We start from the raw sequence: 22,229 nt of genomic DNA on the forward strand, positions 1-22,229 counted from the left end.
TTTAAGTTTGAAACAACGAATTATCACAGCTCTAATTCTTGCCCCTGCTGTTATTCTTGGTATTTTCAAGTTACCGTTAGCTCTATTCATGCTAGCTGTAGCGACAGTAACTGTAATAGGTTACTGGGAATGGACCCAATTTGTTGAGTCCAAAACACGTCTTTTAGCATTGACGCCGAGTATTCTTATTAGCGCTATTTCCTTAACTTTCATTCCTTTTGATGCCAGAAGTTTAAGTTTGATGACTGATGTGCATGTCGCCGTGCTCTCAGTTGGAAGTATTTGGTGGATTATTTCTAGCGGCTTAGTACTGTCTTTTCCTCGTTCAGCCAAGCTTTGGCAAAACTCTAATTTTCTCAGGCATGTGTTTGGTGTTCTGACTCTGTTACCTTTTTTCTGGAGTATATTATTACTCAGGGCTGAAGGTATATACGAGGATAGCTACCACGGTGCTAAACTCGTGCTCTTTGTATGCTTTATTGTGTGGGCTGCGGATAGCGGTGCTTATTTTTGTGGGAAGAGCTTTGGTCGCCGAAAAATGGCTCCTTATGTTAGCCCGAACAAAACTATTGAAGGTCTGATCGGGGGAATTGTTACTGCAATTTTTGTCGGTTGGGGAACGGCTGTTTGGTTTGACATTGAGTTTAGTAGTTCCTTCTCTATGGTGATCATTACGTTAATCACAGTGGTAATTAGTGTACTAGGTGACCTTGTCGAGAGTATGTTTAAACGAGTTTCAGGCATAAAAGACAGCGGTAATATTCTCCCAGGACATGGGGGAATATTGGATAGGGTCGATAGTTTGACAGCCGCTTTTCCTGTATTCGCACTTCTTTATTTCATTTTCTAATTACATCGGCAGGTCTTATCCTGCCTTATGGATTTTACTGGTTTCTTTATGCGTAAGTTGACAATTTTAGGTGCAACAGGTTCGATTGGTCATAGCACTTTAAAAGTCGTTGAGCACAATCCATCTGAGTTTGATGTTGTTGCATTGGTTGCGGGAAAAAACGTCGATAAAATGCGTCAACTGTGTCAAAAATGGCAGCCTAAATATGCGGTTATGGCCTGTGAACAATCTGCTCGCACATTGAGTTCCCATATCCAAAGGTTAAAACTCCCCACACAAATACTATCTGGCTCCGAGGCGATTACTCATGTTGCTTCTTTTGACGAAGTCGACACAGTCATGTCTGCAATTGTTGGGGCCATTGGTCTTGTTCCAACCATGGCTGCTGTTAAAGCAGGTAAACGTGTTTTATTGGCTAACAAAGAGGCGTTAGTCATGTCTGGAAAATTGTTTATGGACGCAGTTAAAGAATATGAAGCAGAGCTTATGCCTGTTGATAGTGAACATAATGCAATTTTTCAGTGTCTCCCTAACGCTATTCAGACTAACCTTGGGGGCTGTGACTTAACCCAGCATGGAGTCCAGCATATTACACTTACAGGTTCTGGAGGTCCATTTCGTTACACTGACCTTAGTGCATTGTCGCAAGTTACTCCTGAACAAGCGATAGTACATCCTAATTGGTCTATGGGACCCAAAATTTCGGTCGATTCGGCCAGTATGATGAACAAAGGCTTGGAGTACATAGAAGCTAAATGGCTTTTTAATACCAGTCGAGAGCAGCTCAAGGTTTTAATCCATCCTCAATCAGTAATTCATTCTATGGTGCAGTACAAAGATGGCTCTTTACTGGCACAGATGGGCAATCCTGATATGGCAACACCTATTTCTTATACTCTCTCTTATCCTGATAGAGTTCCAGCTGGCGTACCGCCCCTTGATTTTGCTCAAATTGGCCAGTTGACCTTTCTAGAGCCCGACTACCAGAGATACCCATGCTTGAAGCTAGCGATAGACGCTTGCTACGAAGGCCAACATGCAACGACGGCGCTTAATGCAGCTAATGAAATTGCCGTTGATTCTTTTCTTTCACACAAGTTAAAGTTTACCGATATTGCTGTCGTTAATGAGCGAGTCGCACATTTTATTTGTGGCAAGAGCAGCGAAGCAGATTGTAATAGCTTGGAAAGTATCATTGAGCTAGATAGAATGGCGCGAGCCTTAGCTGTCGAGACAATTAAAGAGTGTTCAGCATGACAGATATCTTATGGAATTTTGCCTCCTTTCTTATTGCCCTTGGCATCTTAGTTGCGGTACATGAGTACGGCCATTTCTGGGTAGCGCGCCGTTGTGGTGTGAAAGTAGAAAAATTCTCCATTGGTTTTGGTAAATCAATTTGGAGCAAAACTGGTCAAGATGGCACAGAGTATAGCCTTTCGATAATACCATTGGGCGGCTATGTTAAAATGCTCGATGGCCGGGTAGATGATGTTCTACCAGAACAAAAGGGACAAGCATTTGATACTCAACCTTTGTGGAAAAGGACGTCGATAGTAGCTGCTGGACCTGTATTTAACTTTTTGTTTGCTGTATTTGCGTATTGGCTTGTTTTTTTAATAGGTGTGCCTGCTGTCAAGCCTGTTATTGGTCAAATTGAGCCTAATTCAATCGCCGCTCGAGCTGGTTTAGAGTCGAATATGGAACTTAAATCAGTCTCTGGCGTCAAAACACCGGATTGGGAATCGGTAAACATGGGGTTGATTTCTCATATCGGTGATAACCAAATGACTTTAACGGTCTCACCCATCAATGAGTATGGTGCCGAAGAGGTGAAAAAATTAGATTTGACGGATTGGAGCTTTGATCCAGAAGTTGAATCAGCCATGTCTTCATTGGGCTTTAAGCCTTTTACACCCGAGGTTTCAACTCGCTTATCCTCTGTTACCCCTGGGGGAGCTGGCGATGCTGCAGGTTTGCAACCTGAAGATAGATTAGTTTTGGCTAATGATCTCGTTCTAAACGATTGGCAGCAGGTGGTTGATTTGGTGCAGAATCATCCCAATCAGGTGATTGAACTAGCCGTTGAACGCAATGGTGAGGCCATAGATTTGACCTTAGTACCAGAAAGCCGAACTCTGTCTAACGGCAGGGTTATAGGGTTTGCTGGTATTGCTCCTCAAGTCGCAGAATGGCCTGAAAACTATCGCTTCGACTTACAATTTGGTGTATTTGAGTCGGTCGGAAAAGCAATTGAAAAAACAGGACAGGTGATAGGTCTGACTATCAGTATGTTGAAAAAATTAATTGTTGGAGATGTGGGTTTAAATAATCTCAGTGGGCCTATTTCAATTGCAAAAGGAGCGGGCACGACAGCTGATTACGGCTTGGTGTATTTTCTCGGTTTCTTAGCTTTGATTAGTGTTAATTTAGGTATTATCAACCTTGTGCCCCTACCCATGTTAGACGGTGGACACTTAATGTTTTTTGCCGTTGAAGCGGTGACTAGACGTCCAGTTCCTGAGCGGGTTCAAGATATGGGCTACCGTATTGGCGGAGCGATTATTTTTTCTCTCATGGCAGTGGCAATATTTAATGATTTTGCTCGTTTATAGTCGGGCAAAGGTTGTAATAAGGAATAACTAAAACAAATATGGCGATGAATAAAATTCTGTTTGCAACGCTATTGGCAACGAGCGTCGCTGCAAATGGAGCCGAAAACTTTGTTGTAGAAGATATCCAAATCGATGGATTACAGCGTGTTGCACTTGGTGCAGCTTTGTTAAAGATGCCAGTTCGTGTCGGAGATACGGTCGATGCTCAAGATGTATCTGAAATTATAAGAGCACTATACTCATCAGGAAATTTTGAAGATATCAAAGTGTTACGGGATGGTAATCAACTCCTTGTACAGGTAAAAGAGCGTCCTACTATTGCCAGCATTTCATTTTCTGGTAACAAAGCAATAAAAGAGGAACAGTTACAACAGAATCTTGATGCATCAGGAGTTAGAGTTGGTGAAGCTCTTGATCGAACGACATTGTCAAATATTGAGAAGGGTCTAGAAGACTTCTACTATAGCGTCGGAAAATATAATGCGACAGTAAAGGCTGTTGTGACCCCTTTGCCCCGTAATCGTTCGGATCTTAAATTTGTATTTTCCGAAGGTGTATCAGCCAAAATACAGCAAATTAACTTTTTAGGTAATAAGGCATTTTCTGATGAGGATCTACTCAGCAGATTTAACCTGAATGTTGATGTGTCTTGGTGGAATTTTTTATCAGACGATAAGTACCAAAAACAAGTTCTGGCAGGCGATCTTGAAGCTTTAAAGTCTTATTATCTAGATCGTGGTTACCTGAAATTTAAGCTTGATTCTACACAGGTTGCGATTTCTCCCGATAAAAAAGGCGTGTATATCACTCTAGCCGTAAATGAAGGGCTGCCTTACACAGTTAAGGATGTCAAATTTCGCGGTGAGTTGATAGGAAAGGAAGCAGAGTTTGAAGCTCTGGTACCTTTTGTCAGCGGAGATGTTTATAACGGCTCTAAAGTAACGAGTTTGGAAGAAGGCGTGAAGCGCGTGCTTGGTGAGGCGGGATATGCGTACCCTAAAGTTCGTACTATCCCTGAATTTGACGACGAGAATCAACAGGTTTCTTTGGTTGTCAACGTCGAAGCGGGCAAGCGAATCTATGTTCGAGATATACGTTTTATTGGCAATAATGCAACCAAAGATGAAGTCTTGCGGCGAGAAATGCGGCAAATGGAAGGTAGCTGGTTAAACTCGAAGTCGATTGAAACGGGTAAAAAACGCCTTAATCGCTTAGGCTATTTTGAAACAGTCGATGTACAGACAGTTCGAGTTCCGGGAAGCGATGATCAAGTTGATCTCGTATACAATGTCAAAGAAGCAAACTCAGGTAGTGTCAATTTCGGTATTGGTTATGGAACTGAATCGGGTGTGAGCTTCCAAGTTGGTTTACAGCAAGATAACTTTTTAGGTTCAGGTAATCGTGTCGGTATTAATGCGATGATGAACGACTACCAGAAGAACGTAAGTCTTGATTATAACGATCCATACTGGAATCTAGATGGTGTTAGCCTTGGTGGGAAAATATTCTATAACACCTTCGAAGCTTCTGATGCTGGGATTATCGACTATACCAATGAAAGCTACGGCACCAGTTTAACCTGGGGGTTTCCTGTCAATGAATTGACTAAGTTACAGTTTGGTGTGGGATATACTCACAACAAGATTGGTAACGTTCCAACTTATGATCAGGCCGAGCTGTTTGCAAAAAGTATTGGCCAACCAGATGGTGATATTTTAACTAGTGATTTTGATATCACGACTGCTTGGATTAGAAGTAACCTTAACCGAGGTTTCTTCCCGACCGCAGGTAATTACCAGCGGGCATCGGCAAAAGTGACAGTACCAGGTTCAGATGCTCAATATTTTAAACTTGATTATGAAGTACGTCAGTATTTTCCATTAACGAAACAACATGATTTTACTTTGCTCATGCGGGGTAGACTTGGCTACGGTAATGGGTATGGCAAAACCGATGGGAATGATAATCTCTTCCCATTTTATGAAAACTACTATGCAGGTGGCTTTACGTCTTTACGAGGCTTTAGCTCACGCTCTGCGGGGCCTAAAGCAGTTTATACCACCAAAGGTGATTCGTGCGGAAACAATGGCTGTGTTGATGTAAATGACGACTCTGTGGGCGGTAATGCCATAGCGACAGCAAGTATGGAGCTAATTGTCCCGACACCATTTGCATCTGATGAGGCTCGCAGTCAAATTCGTACCAGCTTATTTATTGATGCAGCCAGTGTTTGGGATACTGAATTTAGATATCGTGAAGGGGTTAGTGATCCCAAGTATTATGATTACTCAGATCCTACCAATTATCGAGCGTCATATGGTGCGGCCTTGCAATGGATGTCACCAATGGGGCCTTTGGTATTTTCGGTAGCCAAACCGATCGAGATCTACGAAGGTGATGATGAAGAGTTCTTCACTTTCACAATTGGAAGAACCTTCTAAATATTGAGGAATATAAAGTGAACAAAATGATTAAAGCAGCTGGTCTTAGCCTAATGTTATTGACGTCTTCGTTTGTTGCTAATGCGGCAGGAAGCACACAAAAGATTGGTTATATCAATACAGCTCAAGTTTTCCAGGCTCTTCCTCAACGCGAAGTCGTACTGCAAAAAATGCAGGAAGAGTTTAAAGATAAAGCAGACGAGCTTAAATCAATCCAAGCTGAAGCTAAAACAAAAATTGAGAAGTTGAAGCGTGATGGTGAGCTGCTTGGTCCTGAAGAAGTTGAGAAACTGCGTGTAGAAATTGCTCAATTAGACAGTAAATACAAAATTAAAGGGCAAGCTCTAGAAAAAGCATCAGCTCGCCGTGAAGCGGAAGAAAAGCAGAAGCTATTTAAGGTAATTCAGGACGCTGTGAAGAAAGTTGCAGAAAAAGAAGGTTACGATATCGTTGTAGATATTCAAACCATGCAATACGGTAAACCTGAATATAATATTTCTGAAAAAGTCATTAAAACACTTAAGTAACTGACTATGGCAACTCTTACTTTAGCCGAACTGGCAACAATAACTGGTGGAAAACTATATGGTGACGAGCAAGCGCTTGTTACTATGGTTTCCCCAATGGAAAAAGCGCAGGAAGGAGATGTTACTTTCCTGTCTAACCCTAAATACGCAAAGCACCTTGCAGACTGTAACGCGACGGTGGTTATGGTAAAAGATGCGCAACGAGAAATGTGTGCAGGGAATGTCTTGGTGGTCGAAGACCCATATGTTGCTTTTGCTAAAGTTGCTCAAGCCTTAGATACAACACCAGCATCAGCTGAAGGTATAGCATCATCCGCCGTTATTGCTGATGATGTGGACATTGCTGAAGGCGTATCGATTGGCGCGAATGCTGTGATAGAAAGTGGCGTTTGTCTAGCTGAAAATGTAGTGATTGGTGCAGGTTGTTTTATTGGGAAAGATGCTCAAATTGGCGCCAATACTCAATTATGGTCAAACGTGAGTATCTATCACCAAGTGGTTATCGGTTCTGACTGCCTTATACATGCTAACACTGTCATCGGTGCTGATGGCTTTGGTTATGCGAATGAAAAAGGTGAATGGATAAAAATTCCTCAGCTTGGAACGGTTAAAATTGGTAATCGGGTCGAAATAGGATCGTGTACCACAATAGATCGTGGTGCTTTAGAAGATACCATTATCGAAGATAATGTGATCATCGATAACCAGATGCAGATAGCGCATAATGTACACATCGGATATGGCACAGCTATGGCTGGTGGTACTATTGTTGCTGGCAGTACTACCATAGGTAAGTATTGCATGATTGGTGGTGCAAGCGTATTAAACGGCCATATTGAAATTGCTGACGGTGTCACTATTACCGGTATGGGGATGGTGATGCGCAGTATTGATGAAAAGGGAATGTACTCTTCAGGTATTCCGTTGCAACCCAATAAAGAATGGCGCAAAACGGCGGCTCGAGTCCATCGTATCGATGATATGAACAAACGACTCAAGGCTGTTGAAAAGCAGTTAGAAACTGAACAAGATGCTTAAGCGCTAATAGATTCTAAAAGGCTCGCTTTGCGGGTCTTTTAAAATTTTAATGATAGTTAGCTGATACTACTTTCTATAAAAGCGCATGCCTAGCATATCAAGATGACTCGGTTATAATGCCTGCCAGTTAATTTAGCATTTAATATAGGAAAATGACTTTGACTACTGAAAACAAAACGATGAACATCACTGAAATCCAAGAACTCTTGCCTCATCGTTACCCTTTTCTGCTGATTGATCGTGTGATTGATTTCCAAGAGGAAAAATATCTGACTGCAATTAAAAATGTCTCAGTGAACGAGCCTCAGTTTACCGGTCATTTCCCTCAGCTGCCTGTGTTTCCAGGGGTTTTAATTCTAGAGGCTATGGCTCAAGCGACTGGATTACTTGCGTTTAAATCTTTTGGCGCCCCTTCGGAGAATGAGCTGTACTACTTTGCGAGTGTAGATGGTGCTAAGTTCCGTAAGCCTGTGACTCCGGGTGATCAGCTTGTAATCGAAGTTGAGTTTGTTAAAGAGCGCCGCGGAATTGCTGCTTTTAACGGTGTTGCAAAAGTGGATGGTGAAGTAGTTTGTTCCGCTGAGCTAAAGTGCGCACGTCGAGAATTTTAATATGATTCATGAAACAGCTAAGGTTCATCCATCTGCTGTCCTTGAAGGTGATGTAAGCATTGCTGCTAATGTCACCGTAGGGCCTTTTACCTATATCTCAGGCAAGATTGAAATTGGTGAGGGGACAGAGATAATGTCCCATGTGGTGATCAAAGGTCACACTAAAATAGGTAAAGACAATCGTGTTTTTCCTCATGCGGTCATCGGTGAAGAAAATCAGGACAAGAAATACGGTGGTGAAGACACGACGGTTGTGATTGGTGACCGTAATGTGATTCGCGAAGCGGTTCAAATTCACCGTGGTACTGTCCAAGATAAGGCTTCAACAGTGATTGGTGATGATAACCTATTGTGTGTCAATGCCCATATTGCGCACGATGTTATCCTTGGTAATCATACCCATGTGGGTAACAATGCAATACTTGGCGGACATGTGACTGTTGAAGATCACGCTGGCGTTATGGCTCTTTCTGCAATACACCCTTTTTGCAAAGTCGGCGCATACAGTTACATAGGCGGGTGTTCTGCGGTTGTTAAGGATGTCCCTCCTTATGTATTAGCTCAAGGTAATCATGCCACTCCTTTTGGTTTAAACCTCGTCGGCTTACAAAGAAATGGCTTTGAAAAAGCGGAGCTACGTGCACTGCGTAATGCCTATAAAGAGTTTTATCGTGCAGGTAAGACTCAAGCTGAAGCGATACAGTCCCTGCAAAAGATGGCAAAAGACTGGCCATCAATCCAACATTTTATTGATTTCGTGGATACTTCTGAGCGTGGCGTCATTCGTTGATAATACTCGGAAACTTTAGAAAAAGATCGCGCAATATGCCGCGATCTTTTTTACGTTTATGGCAAAAGAAAAAGGTAGTTCAGTAATGGAGAAACCATTGCGCATTGGCATTGTTGCCGGAGAGCTTTCAGGGGATACCTTGGGTGAAGGTTTGATTAAAGCCATTAAGCTTATTCACCCTAATACTGAGTTTGTCGGCATTGGCGGCCCTAAAATGATATCGCAAGGCTGTGAGTCATTATTTGATATGGAAGAGCTGTCGGTGATGGGGTTGGTTGAAGTGCTTGGACGTTTACCTCGTTTGCTCAAAGTAAAGTCCGAGCTGGTACGTTATTTTACCGATAACCCGCCTGATGTGTTTATTGGTATTGATGCGCCGGACTTTAACCTTCGCTTAGAGCTAGATCTGAAAAATGCCGGTATAAAAACCGTGCATTATGTGAGCCCTTCCGTTTGGGCTTGGCGGCAGAAACGAATTTTTAAAATTGAAGCGGCGACTAATTTAGTGCTGGCATTTTTGCCCTTTGAAAAAGAGTTTTATGATAGATATCAAGTTCCATGTGAATTTATCGGACATACTCTAGCAGACACTATCCCTCTTGAATCACAAAAAGAACCTGCTCGTGATTTACTTGGTCTTGAGCAAGATAAAACTTGGCTTGCGGTATTGCCAGGCAGTCGTGGAAGTGAACTTAAGATGCTTGCAGAGCCTTTTATTGAGACCTGTAAACGTTTAAATAAAAAACATCCAGAAATGGGCTTTGTCGTTGCTTTAGTGAATGAAAAACGCCGAGCTCAATTTGAACATGCATGGAAAGCACTTGCGCCAGAACTGGACTTTAGATTGATTAACGATACGGCTCGTAACGTGATCACAGCATCAGATGTTGTGATGCTTGCTTCTGGCACCGTCGCCCTTGAATGTATGCTCATCAAACGCCCAATGGTTGTTGGTTATCGGGTTAATGCGTTTACCGCATTTCTTGCTCGGCGTATGCTCAAAACCAAATATGTTTCTTTACCCAATATTCTTGCCAATGAAGAGTTGGTGACAGAGCTTCTTCAAGAATCCTGTACCCCAGAGATGCTCGAGAGTGAAGTTGAGAAATTACTAACAGAGCGTGGTGAGTATATGCTAGAGCGCTTTACCAAAATGCACCATCAGCTTCGTAAAGGTGCGGATACTCAAGCCGCTCATGCAGTGCTAAAACTTATTGATAGATTACCATCATGAACGAAAAAAATACGCTTGTTGCCGAGTTTCAATACCCAGTTGGGTATCAACAAATTGCGGGTGTAGATGAAGTTGGACGTGGTCCCTTGGTTGGCGATGTTGTTACCGCTGCCGTCATTCTCGATCCTAACCAGCCAATAAATGGGTTAAATGATTCGAAGAAATTAACTGAAAAAAAGCGCTTGGCTCTATTTCCGGAAATTTTGGATAAGGCATTAGCTTGGTCAATTGGGCGTTGCTCTCATGATGAAATTGATCAGCATAATATTCTTAATGCCACTATGCTTGCTATGCAAAGAGCAGTGGAGGGTTTGAATGTGACGCCAGACTATGTCCTGATAGACGGAAATCGGCTGCCAGATTTACCTATGGAAGCACAGGCGGTAGTAAAAGGTGATTTGCGTGTTGCCGAAATTAGTGCGGCATCTATTATTGCTAAGGTTGTACGAGATCAAGAAATGGAAGCACTGGATAAAATTCATCCTGAATTTGGTTTTGCCAAACATAAAGGGTATCCAACTAAAGCCCATTTTGAAGCGATTGAGCAGTATGGCGTAATAGAACAACACAGAAAAAGCTTTAAGCCAGTAAAAAAAGCCTTGGGCTTACTGTAGAAGTTTTTAAACTTTATTTTTCTGGGGTATATCTAATTGACTATATCACGTAAAATATCTCAGCTTCTCCATAGACTCAGCACAGTTGCGGAATATTCATGTCAGACCCTAAATTTATTCATCTCAAAGTTCACAGTGACTTTTCCATGGTTGATGGCTTATCTAAAGTGCCTCCTTTGGTAAAAAAAGTCGCCGAGATGGGCATGCCAGCGGTGGCGCTGACCGATTTCACTAATTTATGTGGTTTGGTTAAGTTCTACGGTACTGCTCATGGATGTGGTGTGAAGCCTATCATTGGGGCTGATTTTGCTATGCAGTCGGATCAGTTTGGTGAAGAGCTGACAAGACTCACCATACTTGCCTCCGATAACCTGGGTTATAAAAATCTCACTTTGCTTATTTCCAAAGCCTATCTGCGCGGTCATGTGCAGCATCAACCCGTGATTGATAAAGATTGGCTAGTTGAACATGCTTCTGGTTTGATTGTGTTGTCTGGTGGAAGAAGCGGTGAAATTGGAAAAGCCCTGTTAAAAGGAAATCGCAGACTCGCTGAGCAATGTGCCGATTTTTTCCGTCAACACTTTGCTGACCGTTTTTTTCTTGAATTAACGCGAACAGGGCGATCAGACGAAGAAACGTATCTTCATTTTGCTCTTGAGTTTGCACAGAGCGAACAACTTCCAGTGGTCGCGACTAATGATGTTGTTATTTTAGATGAATCAACATTTGACGCGCATGAAATTCGCGTTGCGATTCACGACGGTTACACATTAGAAGATCCTCGCCGACCCAAAAACTACAGTGCGCAGCAATATTTGCGTAGCGAAGAGGAAATGTGCGCTCTTTTTGCTGATATTCCTGAAGCACTAGAAAACAGCGTAGAAATTGCCAAGCGTTGTAACGTTTCTGTTCGTTTGGGAGAGTACTTTCTGCCTGCTTTTCCAACCGATGGCATGGAAGAAACCGAATTTCTGGTGAAAAAGTCGCAACAGGGATTGGAAGAGCGTCTTGAGTTTCTGTTCCCGGATGAGAACGTCCGTATCCAGCGACGCCCAGAATATGATGAAAGGCTAAAAGTAGAGCTTGAGGTGATCAATAACATGGGGTTTCCCGGTTATTTCTTGATCGTTATGGAGTTCATTCAGTGGTCGAAAGACAATGATATTCCAGTTGGACCCGGCCGAGGCTCTGGCGCGGGGTCGTTAGTTGCTTATGCCCTTAAAATTACCGATCTTGACCCTCTAGAATATGATTTGCTCTTCGAACGTTTCTTGAATCCAGAACGTGTTTCCATGCCCGACTTTGATGTTGACTTTTGTATGGATAAACGCGATCAAGTGATTGACCATGTAGCTGAAATGTATGGAAGAGACGCGGTATCTCAGATCATTACTTTTGGTACCATGGCGGCCAAAGCTGTTATTCGCGATGTGGGTCGAGTGCTAGGACATCCATTTGGTTTTGTTGACCGCATATCCAAAATGGTGCCACCCGATCCCGGCATGACCCTAGAGAAAGCCTTTCAAGCTGAGCCTGCTTTAGCTGAGTTGTATGAAGCCGATGAGGAAGTCAAAGAACTCATCGACATGTGTCGTATTTTAGAAGGCTGTACGCGTAATGCGGGTAAGCATGCGGGAGGGGTAGTTATCTCTCCGACCACGATTACCGACTTTGCCCCTATATACGCAGACGCAGAAGGGCACTTTCCCGTAACCCAATTTGATAAAAATGATGTAGAAACAGCGGGTTTAGTGAAGTTTGACTTTCTTGGGTTGCGTACACTGACCATTATCGATTGGGCACTTGGATTGATTAACCCGAGGCTTGAAAAGCAGGGCCAAGCGCCGGTGCGCATTGAGTCGATCCCCCTTGATGATGATGCCTCTTTTAGACTACTGCAAAATGCCGAAACCACCGCGGTATTCCAGCTTGAATCTCGTGGAATGAAAGAGCTGATTAAACGTCTTCAGCCAGACTGTTTTGAAGATATTATCGCTTTGGTGGCCCTGTTTCGTCCCGGACCTCTTCAATCGGGGATGGTGGATAATTTTATTGACCGCAAGCATGGCCGTGAAGCTATCTCCTACCCAGATGAAACATGGCAGCATGAGTCATTAAAAGAAACACTTGAGCCTACCTATGGCATTATCTTGTATCAAGAGCAAGTTATGCAGATTGCTCAGATATTGGCAGGATATACGTTAGGCGGTGCAGACATGCTGCGTCGTGCTATGGGTAAGAAAAAGCCTGAGGAAATGGCAAAGCAGCGTGCTGTATTTGAAGAAGGTGCGATCAAAAACGGCGTAGATGGCGAACTTGCAATGAAAATCTTCGATTTAGTGGAGAAATTTGCAGGTTATGGTTTTAACAAGTCTCACTCTGCCGCTTATGCTTTGGTGTCTTATCAGACACTTTGGCTTAAAAAACATTACCCTGCTGAGTTTATGGCAGCGGTAATGACCGCTGATATGGACAACACGGAAAAAGTGGTGGGTTTGGTCGATGAATGCTTGCGGATGAAGCTCAAGGTGTTGCCACCTGATATCAACTCAGGCTTGTACCGTTTTAATGTCGATGAAGACGGTGCCATTGTGTATGGTATCGGTGCAATAAAAGGGGTAGGAGAAGGGCCGATAGACGCTATTCTTGAAGCTCGCAACGCTGGTGGTTATTTTAAAGATTTGTTTGATTTTTGTGCCAGAATAGACCTAAAAAAAGTCAATAAACGTGTAATTGAAAAGCTTATTTATGCTGGGGCGCTGGATAGATTAGGGCCACATCGTGCTGCTATGATGGCATCATTAAACGATGCTGTAAAAGCGGCAAGCCAATACCACCAAGCAGAAGCTTTTGGCCAAAATGATTTATTTGGTGTCCTTACTGAAGCGCCTGAAGAGGTTGAACACAAGTATACTAAGGTTCCAGCTTGGCCGGAAAAAGTTTGGTTGGAAGGAGAACGTGATACACTAGGGCTCTATTTAACTGGACATCCGGTCAATGCGTATATCAAGGAGCTTGGTAAATATACCAGTTGCCGATTGAAAGATGCGACGCCGACACGCCGAGATCAAAGTGTGACGATTGCTGGCTTGGTTATTGCTGCGAGAGTAATGACAACTAAGCGGGGCAATCGTATCGGTATTATGACGCTTGATGATCGAAGTGGTCGCATGGAAGTGATGTTGTTTTCAGATGCGCTTGAGCGTTATGCAGAACTGTTGGAGCAAGACAGAATTTTAGTTGTTTCTGGACAGGTCAGCTTTGATGATTTCAATGGTGGTCTTAAAATGACGGCGCGCGAGGTCATGGATCTTGGTGCGGCGCGTGAGAAATACGCACGAGGGCTGTCGATTTTTATGGAAGAGTCCCAAATCGACGAGCAATTTTTTGAGCGCTTTAGTAACATACTAGAGCCTCATAAGGCAGGTAGTGTTCCTGTCCAAGTATATTACCAGCGCAGCGATGCAAGAGCGCGCTTGACGTTGGGAACAGAATGGCGCGTGACGCCTAGTGATGAATTAATAGACAATTTGAAACAGCTACTTGGTAATAATCAAGTAGAACTCGAATTTAACTAAGTTCGGCAGAGCATGCCGAATAAGAAAGGATCTATAGATGAGCCTGAACTTTTTAGAATTTGAAAAGCCTATTGCTGAGTTAGAGGCTAAGATCGAAGCCTTGAGAAGTGTTTCTCGCCATGGTGGCGACTCTGGCGTTGATCTAGAGAAAGAGATTGAGCAGTTAGAAAAGAAAAGCTTGGAGCTTAAAAAGAAAACTTTCAGCGATCTTGGAGCGTGGGAGACAGCTCAGCTAGCTCGTCATCCTCTACGCCCTTATACCTTGGATTACATTGAACATGTGTTTACAGAGTTCGAGGAACTGGCTGGTGATCGTGCTTATGCTGACGACAAAGCCATTGTTGGCGGTATGGCACGCTTAGATGGTCGTCCAGTGATGATCATCGGTCACCAAAAAGGTCGTGAAACGAAAGAGAAAGTGAAGCGTAACTTTGGCATGCCAAAGCCAGAAGGTTATCGCAAAGCACTTCGTTTGATGGAAACGGCAGAGCGCTTCAACATGCCGATCATTACTTTTATTGATACTGCTGGCGCTTATCCTGGTGTTGGTGCAGAGGAACGTGGCCAGTCTGAAGCGATCGCGAAAAATTTAAAAGTGATGGCAGGGCTTAAGGTACCAGTGATCTGTAATGTCGTTGGAGAAGGTGGTTCTGGTGGTGCACTTGCTATCGGTGTTGGTGATTACGTGAATATGCTGCAGTACTCAACGTATTCTGTTATCTCACCTGAAGGCTGTGCCTCCATTTTATGGAGAGATTCGGATAAAGCGCCTCAGGCAGCCGAAGCGATGGGACTGATTGCTCCACGTTTAAAAGAGCTTGAGCTGATCGATGAAATTATTGAAGAGCCTTTAGGTGGCGCACACCGTGATCATGTTCAAATGGCAGCGAACATGAAAGCAACCTTAGTAAGACAGCTCAATGAGCTTACTCATTTCGATAATGACACCTTACTAGAGCGTCGTTACCAACGCTTAATGAATTATGGCTATTGTTAAGCTATCGTAATAGAGAATAAAGGCTGAACTGAGGTTCGGCCTTTTTTATTGTTGATGTTAAACTAAGCGAGTCGATTGTTTGATTAAAAATGCATGGCTAAAGGCAAGTATACTAAAACAGACACTCTTATCTTTGCAGTAAAACGGTTTCTTTTAATATGGATTTATATCAGCACTTTTCGTCAGTCATTGGTCAATATATGTCATCAGAAGGGCGGCTTGTCGTTGCTCTTAGCGGTGGAGTTGACTCTAGAGTGTTGCTTGCCTTGGCTGCTCGTTACCAAAAAGAGTGTAAAAAGCCTTGTATAGCCATACATGTACACCATGGATTGAGTTCTAATGCTGATCATTGGGCTCAGCAATGCCGATTGTGGTGTATTGAAGAAGGTGTACTTTTTCACTTAGAGAAAGTCAGGTTAGAAAAGCAAGGTAAAAGTATTGAAGAAAGTGCGCGGGAAGCTCGCTATCAAGCACTTAAATCCCACCTAGTCTTCGGAGACTTGCTGCTTACGGGCCAACATAGAGATGATCAACTAGAAACTTTCCTTCTCGCATTAAAGCGAGGAAGCGGCCCTAAAGGTTTATCATCTATGGCTCAATGCACTCCGTATGCTGGTGCAAAGCTAGTTCGCCCAATACTGCAAGCAAGTAGGGAAGAGGTTGAATCTTACGCGCAAAGACATAACCTTACTTGGGTGGAAGATGAGAGTAATCAGGATACTCGCTTTGACCGCAATTTCCTTCGCCACCAAGTGATCCCTTGTCTCACTGAGCGATGGCCTCATCTGACCAAATCTGTACAGCGAAGTGCAGAGCTTTGCGCAGAGCAGGAATCACTGCTCGATGAATTACTATCTGATCATTTAGAAAAGTCTGTACACCAAGATGACTCTATTGATATTGCTCAGTTAGCCGAAATGTCTTCTTTAGTGCGAGCACGGGTGCTAAGGATGTGGCTTAACAAACAGCAAGCTAAGATGCCAAGTCGCGATCTCCTTGATCGGGTTTGGTTTGAAGTCGCCATGAGTCGCCAAGATGCCAATCCTATTCTGTCTTTAGCGGAAGGACAGATTCGCCGGTTTAATCATCGATTATATTTGGTTGCGCAATGGCAAGATTTGTCACATTGGCAACAGGAAATTGAGTTTGATTGCGAGCTAACTCTGCCTGAAAGTATAGGAAGCATAACGCTTTTGAATACTCAATCTGGAACATTATCTAAGGCAGCCCTTTCAAACTCGCCACTTCGCATCATTTTTGAACCTCAGGGGTTGATTGCTAAGCCTTGCGGACGTCGCCATAGTCGTAAACTCAAAAAACTCTTTCAAGAATACCATGTGCCGAGTTGGTTAAGACGCCGACTACCGATCCTTATGTGTGGTGACAAGGTTGTGGCGGTGGCTGGTATATTTATTGATGCTGACTTTGTTGGTCAAGATTGTGAACTTGTTTGGGACAAATTCGTACCAGATATGTAAAGATTCTTTATATAAATACACATAAAAACAGTGGATACACTAAGGAAGCGCAATGAAAAAAATGGTAATGGGAGTCTTGATTGGGATCAGCTTTACTGCCAGCTCTGCTTTTGCTGCTGGAGACATCGCTGCTGGAAAGGCTAAGTCAGCGGTGTGCGCTGCTTGCCATGGCGCAGATGGTATTGCAGTTATTCCCGGTTATCCAAACCTGAAAGGGCAAAACGAGCAGTATATTATTTCCTCGATTAAAGCCTATAAAGATAAACAACGTAATGGAGGACTTGCTGCTGTCATGCAAGCTCAAGCTGCTATGTTGAGTGATTCGGATATTGCAAACTTGGCGGCCTATTACTCCAGTTTAAAGTAGCCTGATGTAAATAAAACCGCCTAGCCCGAGCGATAAGGGGCTATCCGTCTTTATTTTTCGAACACCAGTCGCTAAGGTGTTATGAAGATATAATAAAGGTAGATAGTCTTGATCCGCTTGGGCTTTTTATTGTTTGTTGACCATGGGATAATATAGACGCTTTTGAAAATTAAGGGATGAAGATGAAAAAAATAGAAGCCATTATTAAACCATTTAAATTAGATGACGTAAGAGAAGCCCTGGCTGAGGTGGGAATTACAGGCATGACGGTCTCAGAAGTGAAAGGGTTTGGCCGTCAGAAAGGACATACAGAGCTCTATCGTGGCGCTGAATACATGGTGGACTTTTTGCCTAAAGTAAAACTGGAAATTGCGGTGACAGATGATGTAGCCGATCAATGTGTTGACACCATTATTGATACTGCTCAGACGGGAAAAATTGGTGACGGTAAAATCTTTATTACCGATATTGAACGTGTTGTTCGCATACGAACAGGTGAAGAGGATGAAGAGGCGATATAATCGTTACAGTATGGGCTCTGTTGGTGCGTTGAATGAAGACTAAGTGGTTTTTGCTTGGTCTAACGGGCATGGTGTTGGCTGGATTTGCGGCGTTTTACGCCATTTTTTCTCTGCCAAGTCAGCCGAAAATTGCTTTAATATCGCCATCAAATGAGGCGTTCTCCCAATATTGTGTAGAAAATTCATCGAATGGTAAGCTTGATGACAATGGTCAGCTAAACCTACTTGTATGGAATATTTATAAACAAAACCGGGGCAATTGGCAGCAAAGTTTGCAGTCTTATGTGAAAAATAAACACTTAGTTCTGTTACAAGAATCTCGTTTAACTCTCGAATTAAAAAATTGGCTTAAATCTCAGCGGTGGTATGCGTATCAGGTTGATGCATTCGAGATATTTGATACCAGCGTTGGGGTATTGAATTTATCTCACACGACGCCGCAAAAGGCGTGTGCCTACACAGAATTAGAGCCTTGGCTCCGCTTGCCTAAATCGGCACTTTATACCACTTATCCTCTTTCAAATGGTCAACTGCTGGCGGTTATTAATATCCACGCAGTCAATTTTACCTATGGTACCCAAGAGTATCAGAAACAATTTGATACCTTGATGGATTTGGTGGATAAGCACAGTGGTCCAATCATAGTCGCGGGTGACTTTAACAGCTGGAGTGAAGCGCGTATCGCAGTGATTGAACAGGCTTTCAATCAGCTTGGCCTCATCGAAGCGAACTACTCTCCTGATAACCGAACTCAGTTTATTACTGGTCACGCATTGGATCATGTGTTTTATCGAGGGCTGAACTTTATAAGAGCAGAAGCACCAATCTCTGATGCTTCCGACCATAATCCTATTGAAGCGTATTTTGAGTTAATTGATGTAGATAGACCTCAACCCTAGGTAAAAAGTCACTAAAGTGAGTGTTATGCACTAACTTTGGTGACATCGATGTACAGTTTTAGTTTTTGGCCTGGTTGCAGGTATTTCTGCCGACTCAGGTCATTCCATTTGACTATATCCTTGGAATTGACTTTGAATTTATCTGCAATCGCACTAATAGTGTCACCATTTTTTACGCTATAGAAAATGGTGCGAATGACAGCTCCCTCTGATGTGTTCTTCCAAATCACTAAAGTTTGCCCTACTTGCAGGGTATCTTTGGGGCTCATGCCATTCCATTTTGCCAGAGATTGATGGGATACCTTGTTAGCGCGGGCTATGGTCCAAAGGCTTTCACCTGAACGCACCGTATGAATGAGTTTGTACTGACCCCGTGATTTCGCTTGTGCCTTGGCCAATCTATTACTTGCGCTAAGAATATAAGCGGCATCGCTTTTGGTCGATGTCGGGATCATAAGAAATTGCCCGATTCGAATTGAGTCGCTAACTAAGTTATTGGCATTTTTGATAACTTTGGTGGTGGTACTATATTGATCGGCAAGGGCACTTAGACTATCTCCCGATTTCACCTTATGTCTCACCAATTTCATGCCTTTTCCACGATTATTGGCAAGACTTGTTTGAAATCTATCTATGCTACTGACAGGTATAAGCAGTTGATGAGGGCCACTAGGAGCGGTTGCCCACTGATTATAGGCAGGGTTTAATGCTTGTATTTGTTTGACACTAATATCGGCATAACCTGCAGCAATCGCGAGATCGAGTTGCTCTTTAGGATCGATGAGTTGTACTGCGGGTTTATTGGCAATTGGTGGGATATCTATGTCATATTTATCCTGATTGGCGATGATGTCGGCTAAAGCCATTAACTTCGGCACATATCCGCTGGTTTCTTCTGGCAAATCAAGAGAAAAGAAGTCAGTAGGTTTGCCTAGTCTTTGATTCTTACGAATCGCACTGGATACTCGACCGCCACCACTGTTATAAGCTGCGATGGCATGATTCCAATTGCCCTCGAAGCGGTCATTTAATGCGCTAAGATAATCTAAAGCCGCATCAGTTGAGGCGGATACATCTCGGCGGCCGTCGTACCAATAATTCTGTGTCAATCCGTAGTATTTTCCAGTACTGGGAACAAACTGCCACAGTCCAGCAGCGCTGCCATGAGAATAGGCAAAAGCATCAAATGAGCTTTCGACAATTGGCAGTAATGCTAGCTCTAAAGGCAAGCCTCGTTGTTCAATTTTTTCGGTGATCAGATATAAAAATGGCTGGGCTCGCTCTGAGACAGTTTCTAAATGCTTGGGGTGTGTCAGATACCAAGTACGATAGTAGTCGACCATCTTGTCATTTGAGACTGGCAATTCAAGTTGCATAGCAATGCGTTGCCAAAGATCTTCTTGGGATTTAGGGGATAGCGCCGGTCCGCTGTCGTTCTCTGGTTTTTTTGCCATCTGACCGGATGTCTGTTCAGGAGAATGATTGGTGTTTTGAGATGGTGATACTTGGTTTTCTGTTTGCTGGGTTAGCTGACATCCCGTCAGCAGTAGCGCTAATATCCAGCTATGTGTTACTCGCATTTCACAACCCTTTTGCTTGTTGGCTGCTGATAATACTTGTCTAAATACCATGGTGACAAGTTACAACGCCTCAAAATTCATTCTTCCATTCGCGTAGTGCGGTAAATATAGCGAGAGAATCGGTGTTTGATGTTCGGTTCGCGACCGAGCGAATAACACTTGGCTGGTCAGTTCTCAGAAATGGGTTGATGTGTTTTTCTTTACCGATTGTTGTTGGCACAGTCGGTTTATTCTGCGCTCTGAGGCGGTTTACCTCATCACGATACTTTTGGAGTAAGGGGTTATCAGGCTCAACGGCAAGAGCAAACGCGACATTACTAGCGGTATATTCGTGAGCGCAGTAGACCTTGGTCTCTTCTGCCAAGGTTACGAGTTTGTTTAATGAAGTATGCATTTGAGACATAGAGCCTTCAAAAATCCTTCCACAACCTGCTGAGAAGAGCACATCGCCACAGAAAAGCTTACCATCACCAACGTAGCCTATATGCCCTTTGGTATGACCCTCAAGCCCCAATACTAAGAATACTTCGCCAAATAATTCAATTTGTTCGCCTGCTTCAACAGCATGAGTCAATGTGGGAATGGGTTCATTGGCAGGACCTACCACATCAATGTGTGGAAATTGCCTGACCAGTTCAGGTACGCCACCAATGTGATCGTTATGATGATGTGTGATTAAAATGGCATCTAAAGTTAAATTATGTTGTTCTAGATATCGTATTACAGGGGCAGCATCTCCTGGGTCAACAACAGCACAATGTTGATCGCTATTTTCAATTAGCCAGATGTAATTATCATTGAATGCAGGTATGCTTTTGATATCTAACATGGTTGTTTCTCCAGTTTCCAGAGTAAAGCAGGTTAAGTATGAAGCCAGCACGAAGTTTTAAGAAGCTTGAAAAGCCTCATTCATGGTCTCAGCTTAAGAATGGCCAATGGGTTAGCGAATCAATACAAACGCGTATTGATGAATGGTGCCCAAAACTATTTGGCTATCATATGCTTAAGCTGGGAGGGCTCAGCTGCGAGTTAACCAGCTTTAACTGTAATATTCAACATCAAGTTCACCTTGATATTCAGAACCCCCTCCACAATGTCATTGCTGACGGGTTCAACCTACCTTTTCTCGAAAAAAGCTTTGATGTAGTTGTATTAGCTCACCAGCTAGATTACTGCAATGATCCGCATCGAATGCTGCGCGAAGTGGACCGTGTGATGATTGATGATGGGTATATTATTATCACGGGTTTTAACCCTGTCAGCTTGACGGGGTTATCGAGTTTAATGCCTTGGAGAAAAAACAATTTACCTTGGAGTGGGCGTATGTTCACCCCGAGTAGAATTAAAGATTGGCTCAATATTCTTAATTACCAGATCTTAGATTGCGATCAATACGCTTTGTTTCCGATGGAAACCTACCGAACTATGTGGACTTGGCTTGAAAACAGCTTAGGAGACTGGGCTTCACCTATGGGGAGTTTGTATTTTATCGTCGCACGTAAAAGAAGTTACCCTCTCAAACCCATTAAACCTCATTGGAAGCTAAAACGTAAGCTGACGCCAGTTAGCGTCAACTATAAAATATCCAGTAAGTAGTGGAATTAACTTGGTTGGTAACCTGTGTCCTCTTCGGTTGGGTTTTCAGCCGCGGTGCGGGCTAATTCATCACACATTTCATTTTCTCGGTGGCCAGCATGGCCTTTTACCCAGCGCCAGTCAACATCATGGCGAGCTGTTTCTGTATCGAGATCCTTCCAAAGGTCCGCATTTTTAACTGGTTTTTTATCTGAGGTTTTCCAGTCGCGCTTTTTCCAATTGTGGATCCATTGGGTGATGCCTTGCCTTACATATTGGCTATCAGTGGTGAGTATGACCTGACAAGGCTCTTTTAAGCTTTGCAGTGCGATTATAGTCGCCATCATTTCCATACGGTTATTGGTCGTTAGGGTAAAGCCTTGGCTGAGCGTTTTTTCGACTTGTTTGTAGCGCAGCACAATACCATAGCCGCCCGGTCCTGGATTACCCAGGCAAGATCCATCTGTGAAAATTTCCACCAGTTTCGTCATGATTTGATACTATTGGGGTAAGCGTA

20 protein-coding genes are annotated in these 22,229 nt (G+C 43.2%); 17 read left to right on the forward strand and 3 right to left on the reverse strand.

The window, feature by feature from the left end; translation table 11 throughout:
- The first annotated feature begins 7 nt into the window (after window positions 1-7).
- The 16 genes from DPF90_RS05040 to DPF90_RS05115 all read left to right on the forward strand — a co-directional run bounded on the left by DPF90_RS05040 (window position 8) and on the right by DPF90_RS05115 (window position 18,557).
- On the forward strand, window positions 8-850 hold the full coding sequence (locus DPF90_RS05040) for a phosphatidate cytidylyltransferase (RefSeq protein WP_114785229.1): 843 nt from the start codon (window positions 8-10) through the stop codon (window positions 848-850).
- Window positions 851-898: 48 nt separating this feature from the next.
- Window positions 899-2,107 carry a 1-deoxy-D-xylulose-5-phosphate reductoisomerase gene (gene ispC, locus DPF90_RS05045; RefSeq protein WP_114785230.1) on the forward strand — a complete coding sequence of 403 codons (1,209 nt, stop codon included), beginning with the start codon at window positions 899-901 and terminating at the stop codon, window positions 2,105-2,107.
- Window positions 2,104-3,462, forward strand: coding sequence for a sigma E protease regulator RseP (gene rseP, locus DPF90_RS05050; protein WP_114785231.1), 1,359 nt, complete (start codon window positions 2,104-2,106; stop codon window positions 3,460-3,462). Before ispC ends, rseP begins: the two co-directional genes overlap by 4 nt.
- Window positions 3,463-3,500: 38 nt before the next feature.
- Window positions 3,501-5,903: an outer membrane protein assembly factor BamA gene (bamA, locus tag DPF90_RS05055; protein WP_114785232.1), complete on the forward strand. Its 2,403-nt coding sequence runs from the start codon at window positions 3,501-3,503 to the stop codon at window positions 5,901-5,903.
- Between the two features lie 26 nt (window positions 5,904-5,929).
- The gene (locus DPF90_RS05060) at window positions 5,930-6,430 is read left to right on the forward strand and encodes an OmpH family outer membrane protein (RefSeq protein WP_202408600.1); all 501 of its coding nucleotides are present in this window, start codon (window positions 5,930-5,932) and stop codon (window positions 6,428-6,430) included.
- 6 nt (window positions 6,431-6,436) lie between these two features.
- Window positions 6,437-7,468 (forward strand): UDP-3-O-(3-hydroxymyristoyl)glucosamine N-acyltransferase, encoded by a 1,032-nt coding sequence (gene lpxD, locus DPF90_RS05065; protein WP_114785234.1) that lies wholly within the window; start codon window positions 6,437-6,439, stop codon window positions 7,466-7,468.
- Window positions 7,469-7,626: 158 nt separating this feature from the next.
- Window positions 7,627-8,079 carry a 3-hydroxyacyl-ACP dehydratase FabZ gene (gene fabZ / locus DPF90_RS05070; protein WP_114785263.1) on the forward strand — a complete coding sequence of 151 codons (453 nt, stop codon included), beginning with the start codon at window positions 7,627-7,629 and terminating at the stop codon, window positions 8,077-8,079.
- Window position 8,080: 1 nt separating this feature from the next.
- The gene (gene lpxA, locus DPF90_RS05075; RefSeq protein WP_114785235.1) at window positions 8,081-8,869 is read left to right on the forward strand and encodes an acyl-ACP--UDP-N-acetylglucosamine O-acyltransferase; all 789 of its coding nucleotides are present in this window, start codon (window positions 8,081-8,083) and stop codon (window positions 8,867-8,869) included.
- 85 nt (window positions 8,870-8,954) lie between these two features.
- Window positions 8,955-10,103, forward strand: coding sequence for a lipid-A-disaccharide synthase (lpxB, locus tag DPF90_RS05080; protein ID WP_114785264.1), 1,149 nt, complete (start codon window positions 8,955-8,957; stop codon window positions 10,101-10,103).
- Complete coding sequence (gene rnhB, locus DPF90_RS05085) at window positions 10,100-10,717, forward strand: ribonuclease HII (protein WP_114785236.1); 618 nt, start codon at window positions 10,100-10,102, stop codon at window positions 10,715-10,717. The genes lpxB and rnhB overlap by 4 nt, the downstream gene beginning before the upstream one ends.
- Before the next feature lie 98 nt (window positions 10,718-10,815).
- The gene (gene dnaE / locus DPF90_RS05090; protein WP_114785237.1) at window positions 10,816-14,295 is read left to right on the forward strand and encodes a DNA polymerase III subunit alpha; all 3,480 of its coding nucleotides are present in this window, start codon (window positions 10,816-10,818) and stop codon (window positions 14,293-14,295) included.
- Between the two features lie 37 nt (window positions 14,296-14,332).
- Window positions 14,333-15,292 (forward strand): acetyl-CoA carboxylase carboxyl transferase subunit alpha, encoded by a 960-nt coding sequence (accA, locus tag DPF90_RS05095; RefSeq protein WP_114785238.1) that lies wholly within the window; start codon window positions 14,333-14,335, stop codon window positions 15,290-15,292.
- Window positions 15,293-15,450: 158 nt separating this feature from the next.
- Window positions 15,451-16,770: a tRNA lysidine(34) synthetase TilS gene (gene tilS / locus DPF90_RS05100; RefSeq protein WP_114785239.1), complete on the forward strand. Its 1,320-nt coding sequence runs from the start codon at window positions 15,451-15,453 to the stop codon at window positions 16,768-16,770.
- Between the two features lie 61 nt (window positions 16,771-16,831).
- On the forward strand, window positions 16,832-17,137 hold the full coding sequence (locus tag DPF90_RS05105) for a c-type cytochrome (RefSeq protein ID WP_420855717.1): 306 nt from the start codon (window positions 16,832-16,834) through the stop codon (window positions 17,135-17,137).
- A gap of 182 nt (window positions 17,138-17,319) precedes the next feature.
- Window positions 17,320-17,658 (forward strand): nitrogen regulatory protein P-II, encoded by a 339-nt coding sequence (glnB, locus tag DPF90_RS05110; protein WP_160929636.1) that lies wholly within the window; start codon window positions 17,320-17,322, stop codon window positions 17,656-17,658.
- A 32-nt stretch (window positions 17,659-17,690) separates the two neighbouring features.
- Window positions 17,691-18,557: an endonuclease/exonuclease/phosphatase family protein gene (locus tag DPF90_RS05115; RefSeq protein WP_114785242.1), complete on the forward strand. Its 867-nt coding sequence runs from the start codon at window positions 17,691-17,693 to the stop codon at window positions 18,555-18,557.
- A 23-nt stretch (window positions 18,558-18,580) separates the two neighbouring features.
- Here DPF90_RS05115 and DPF90_RS05120 read toward each other — a convergent pair whose 3' ends face one another.
- Entirely contained in the window at window positions 18,581-20,137 is a 1,557-nt protein-coding gene (locus DPF90_RS05120) for a LysM peptidoglycan-binding domain-containing protein (RefSeq protein ID WP_114785265.1), read from the reverse strand.
- Window positions 20,138-20,207: 70 nt separating this feature from the next.
- On the reverse strand, window positions 20,208-20,966 hold the full coding sequence (gloB, locus tag DPF90_RS05125; protein ID WP_114785243.1) for a hydroxyacylglutathione hydrolase: 759 nt from the start codon (window positions 20,964-20,966) through the stop codon (window positions 20,208-20,210).
- Between the two features lie 38 nt (window positions 20,967-21,004).
- On the opposite strand from gloB, the gene DPF90_RS05130 reads away from it, so the two are divergent.
- Window positions 21,005-21,733: a class I SAM-dependent methyltransferase gene (locus DPF90_RS05130; protein WP_114785244.1), complete on the forward strand. Its 729-nt coding sequence runs from the start codon at window positions 21,005-21,007 to the stop codon at window positions 21,731-21,733.
- A 5-nt stretch (window positions 21,734-21,738) separates the two neighbouring features.
- On the opposite strand, the gene rnhA is transcribed toward DPF90_RS05130, so the two are convergent.
- On the reverse strand, window positions 21,739-22,203 hold the full coding sequence (gene rnhA / locus DPF90_RS05135; protein ID WP_114785245.1) for a ribonuclease HI: 465 nt from the start codon (window positions 22,201-22,203) through the stop codon (window positions 21,739-21,741).
- Window positions 22,204-22,229 lie beyond the last annotated feature (26 nt).

This window comes from Vibrio tetraodonis, assembly GCF_003350295.1.
In the GTDB taxonomy this organism is placed as follows: domain Bacteria; phylum Pseudomonadota; class Gammaproteobacteria; order Enterobacterales; family Vibrionaceae; genus Vibrio; species Vibrio tetraodonis.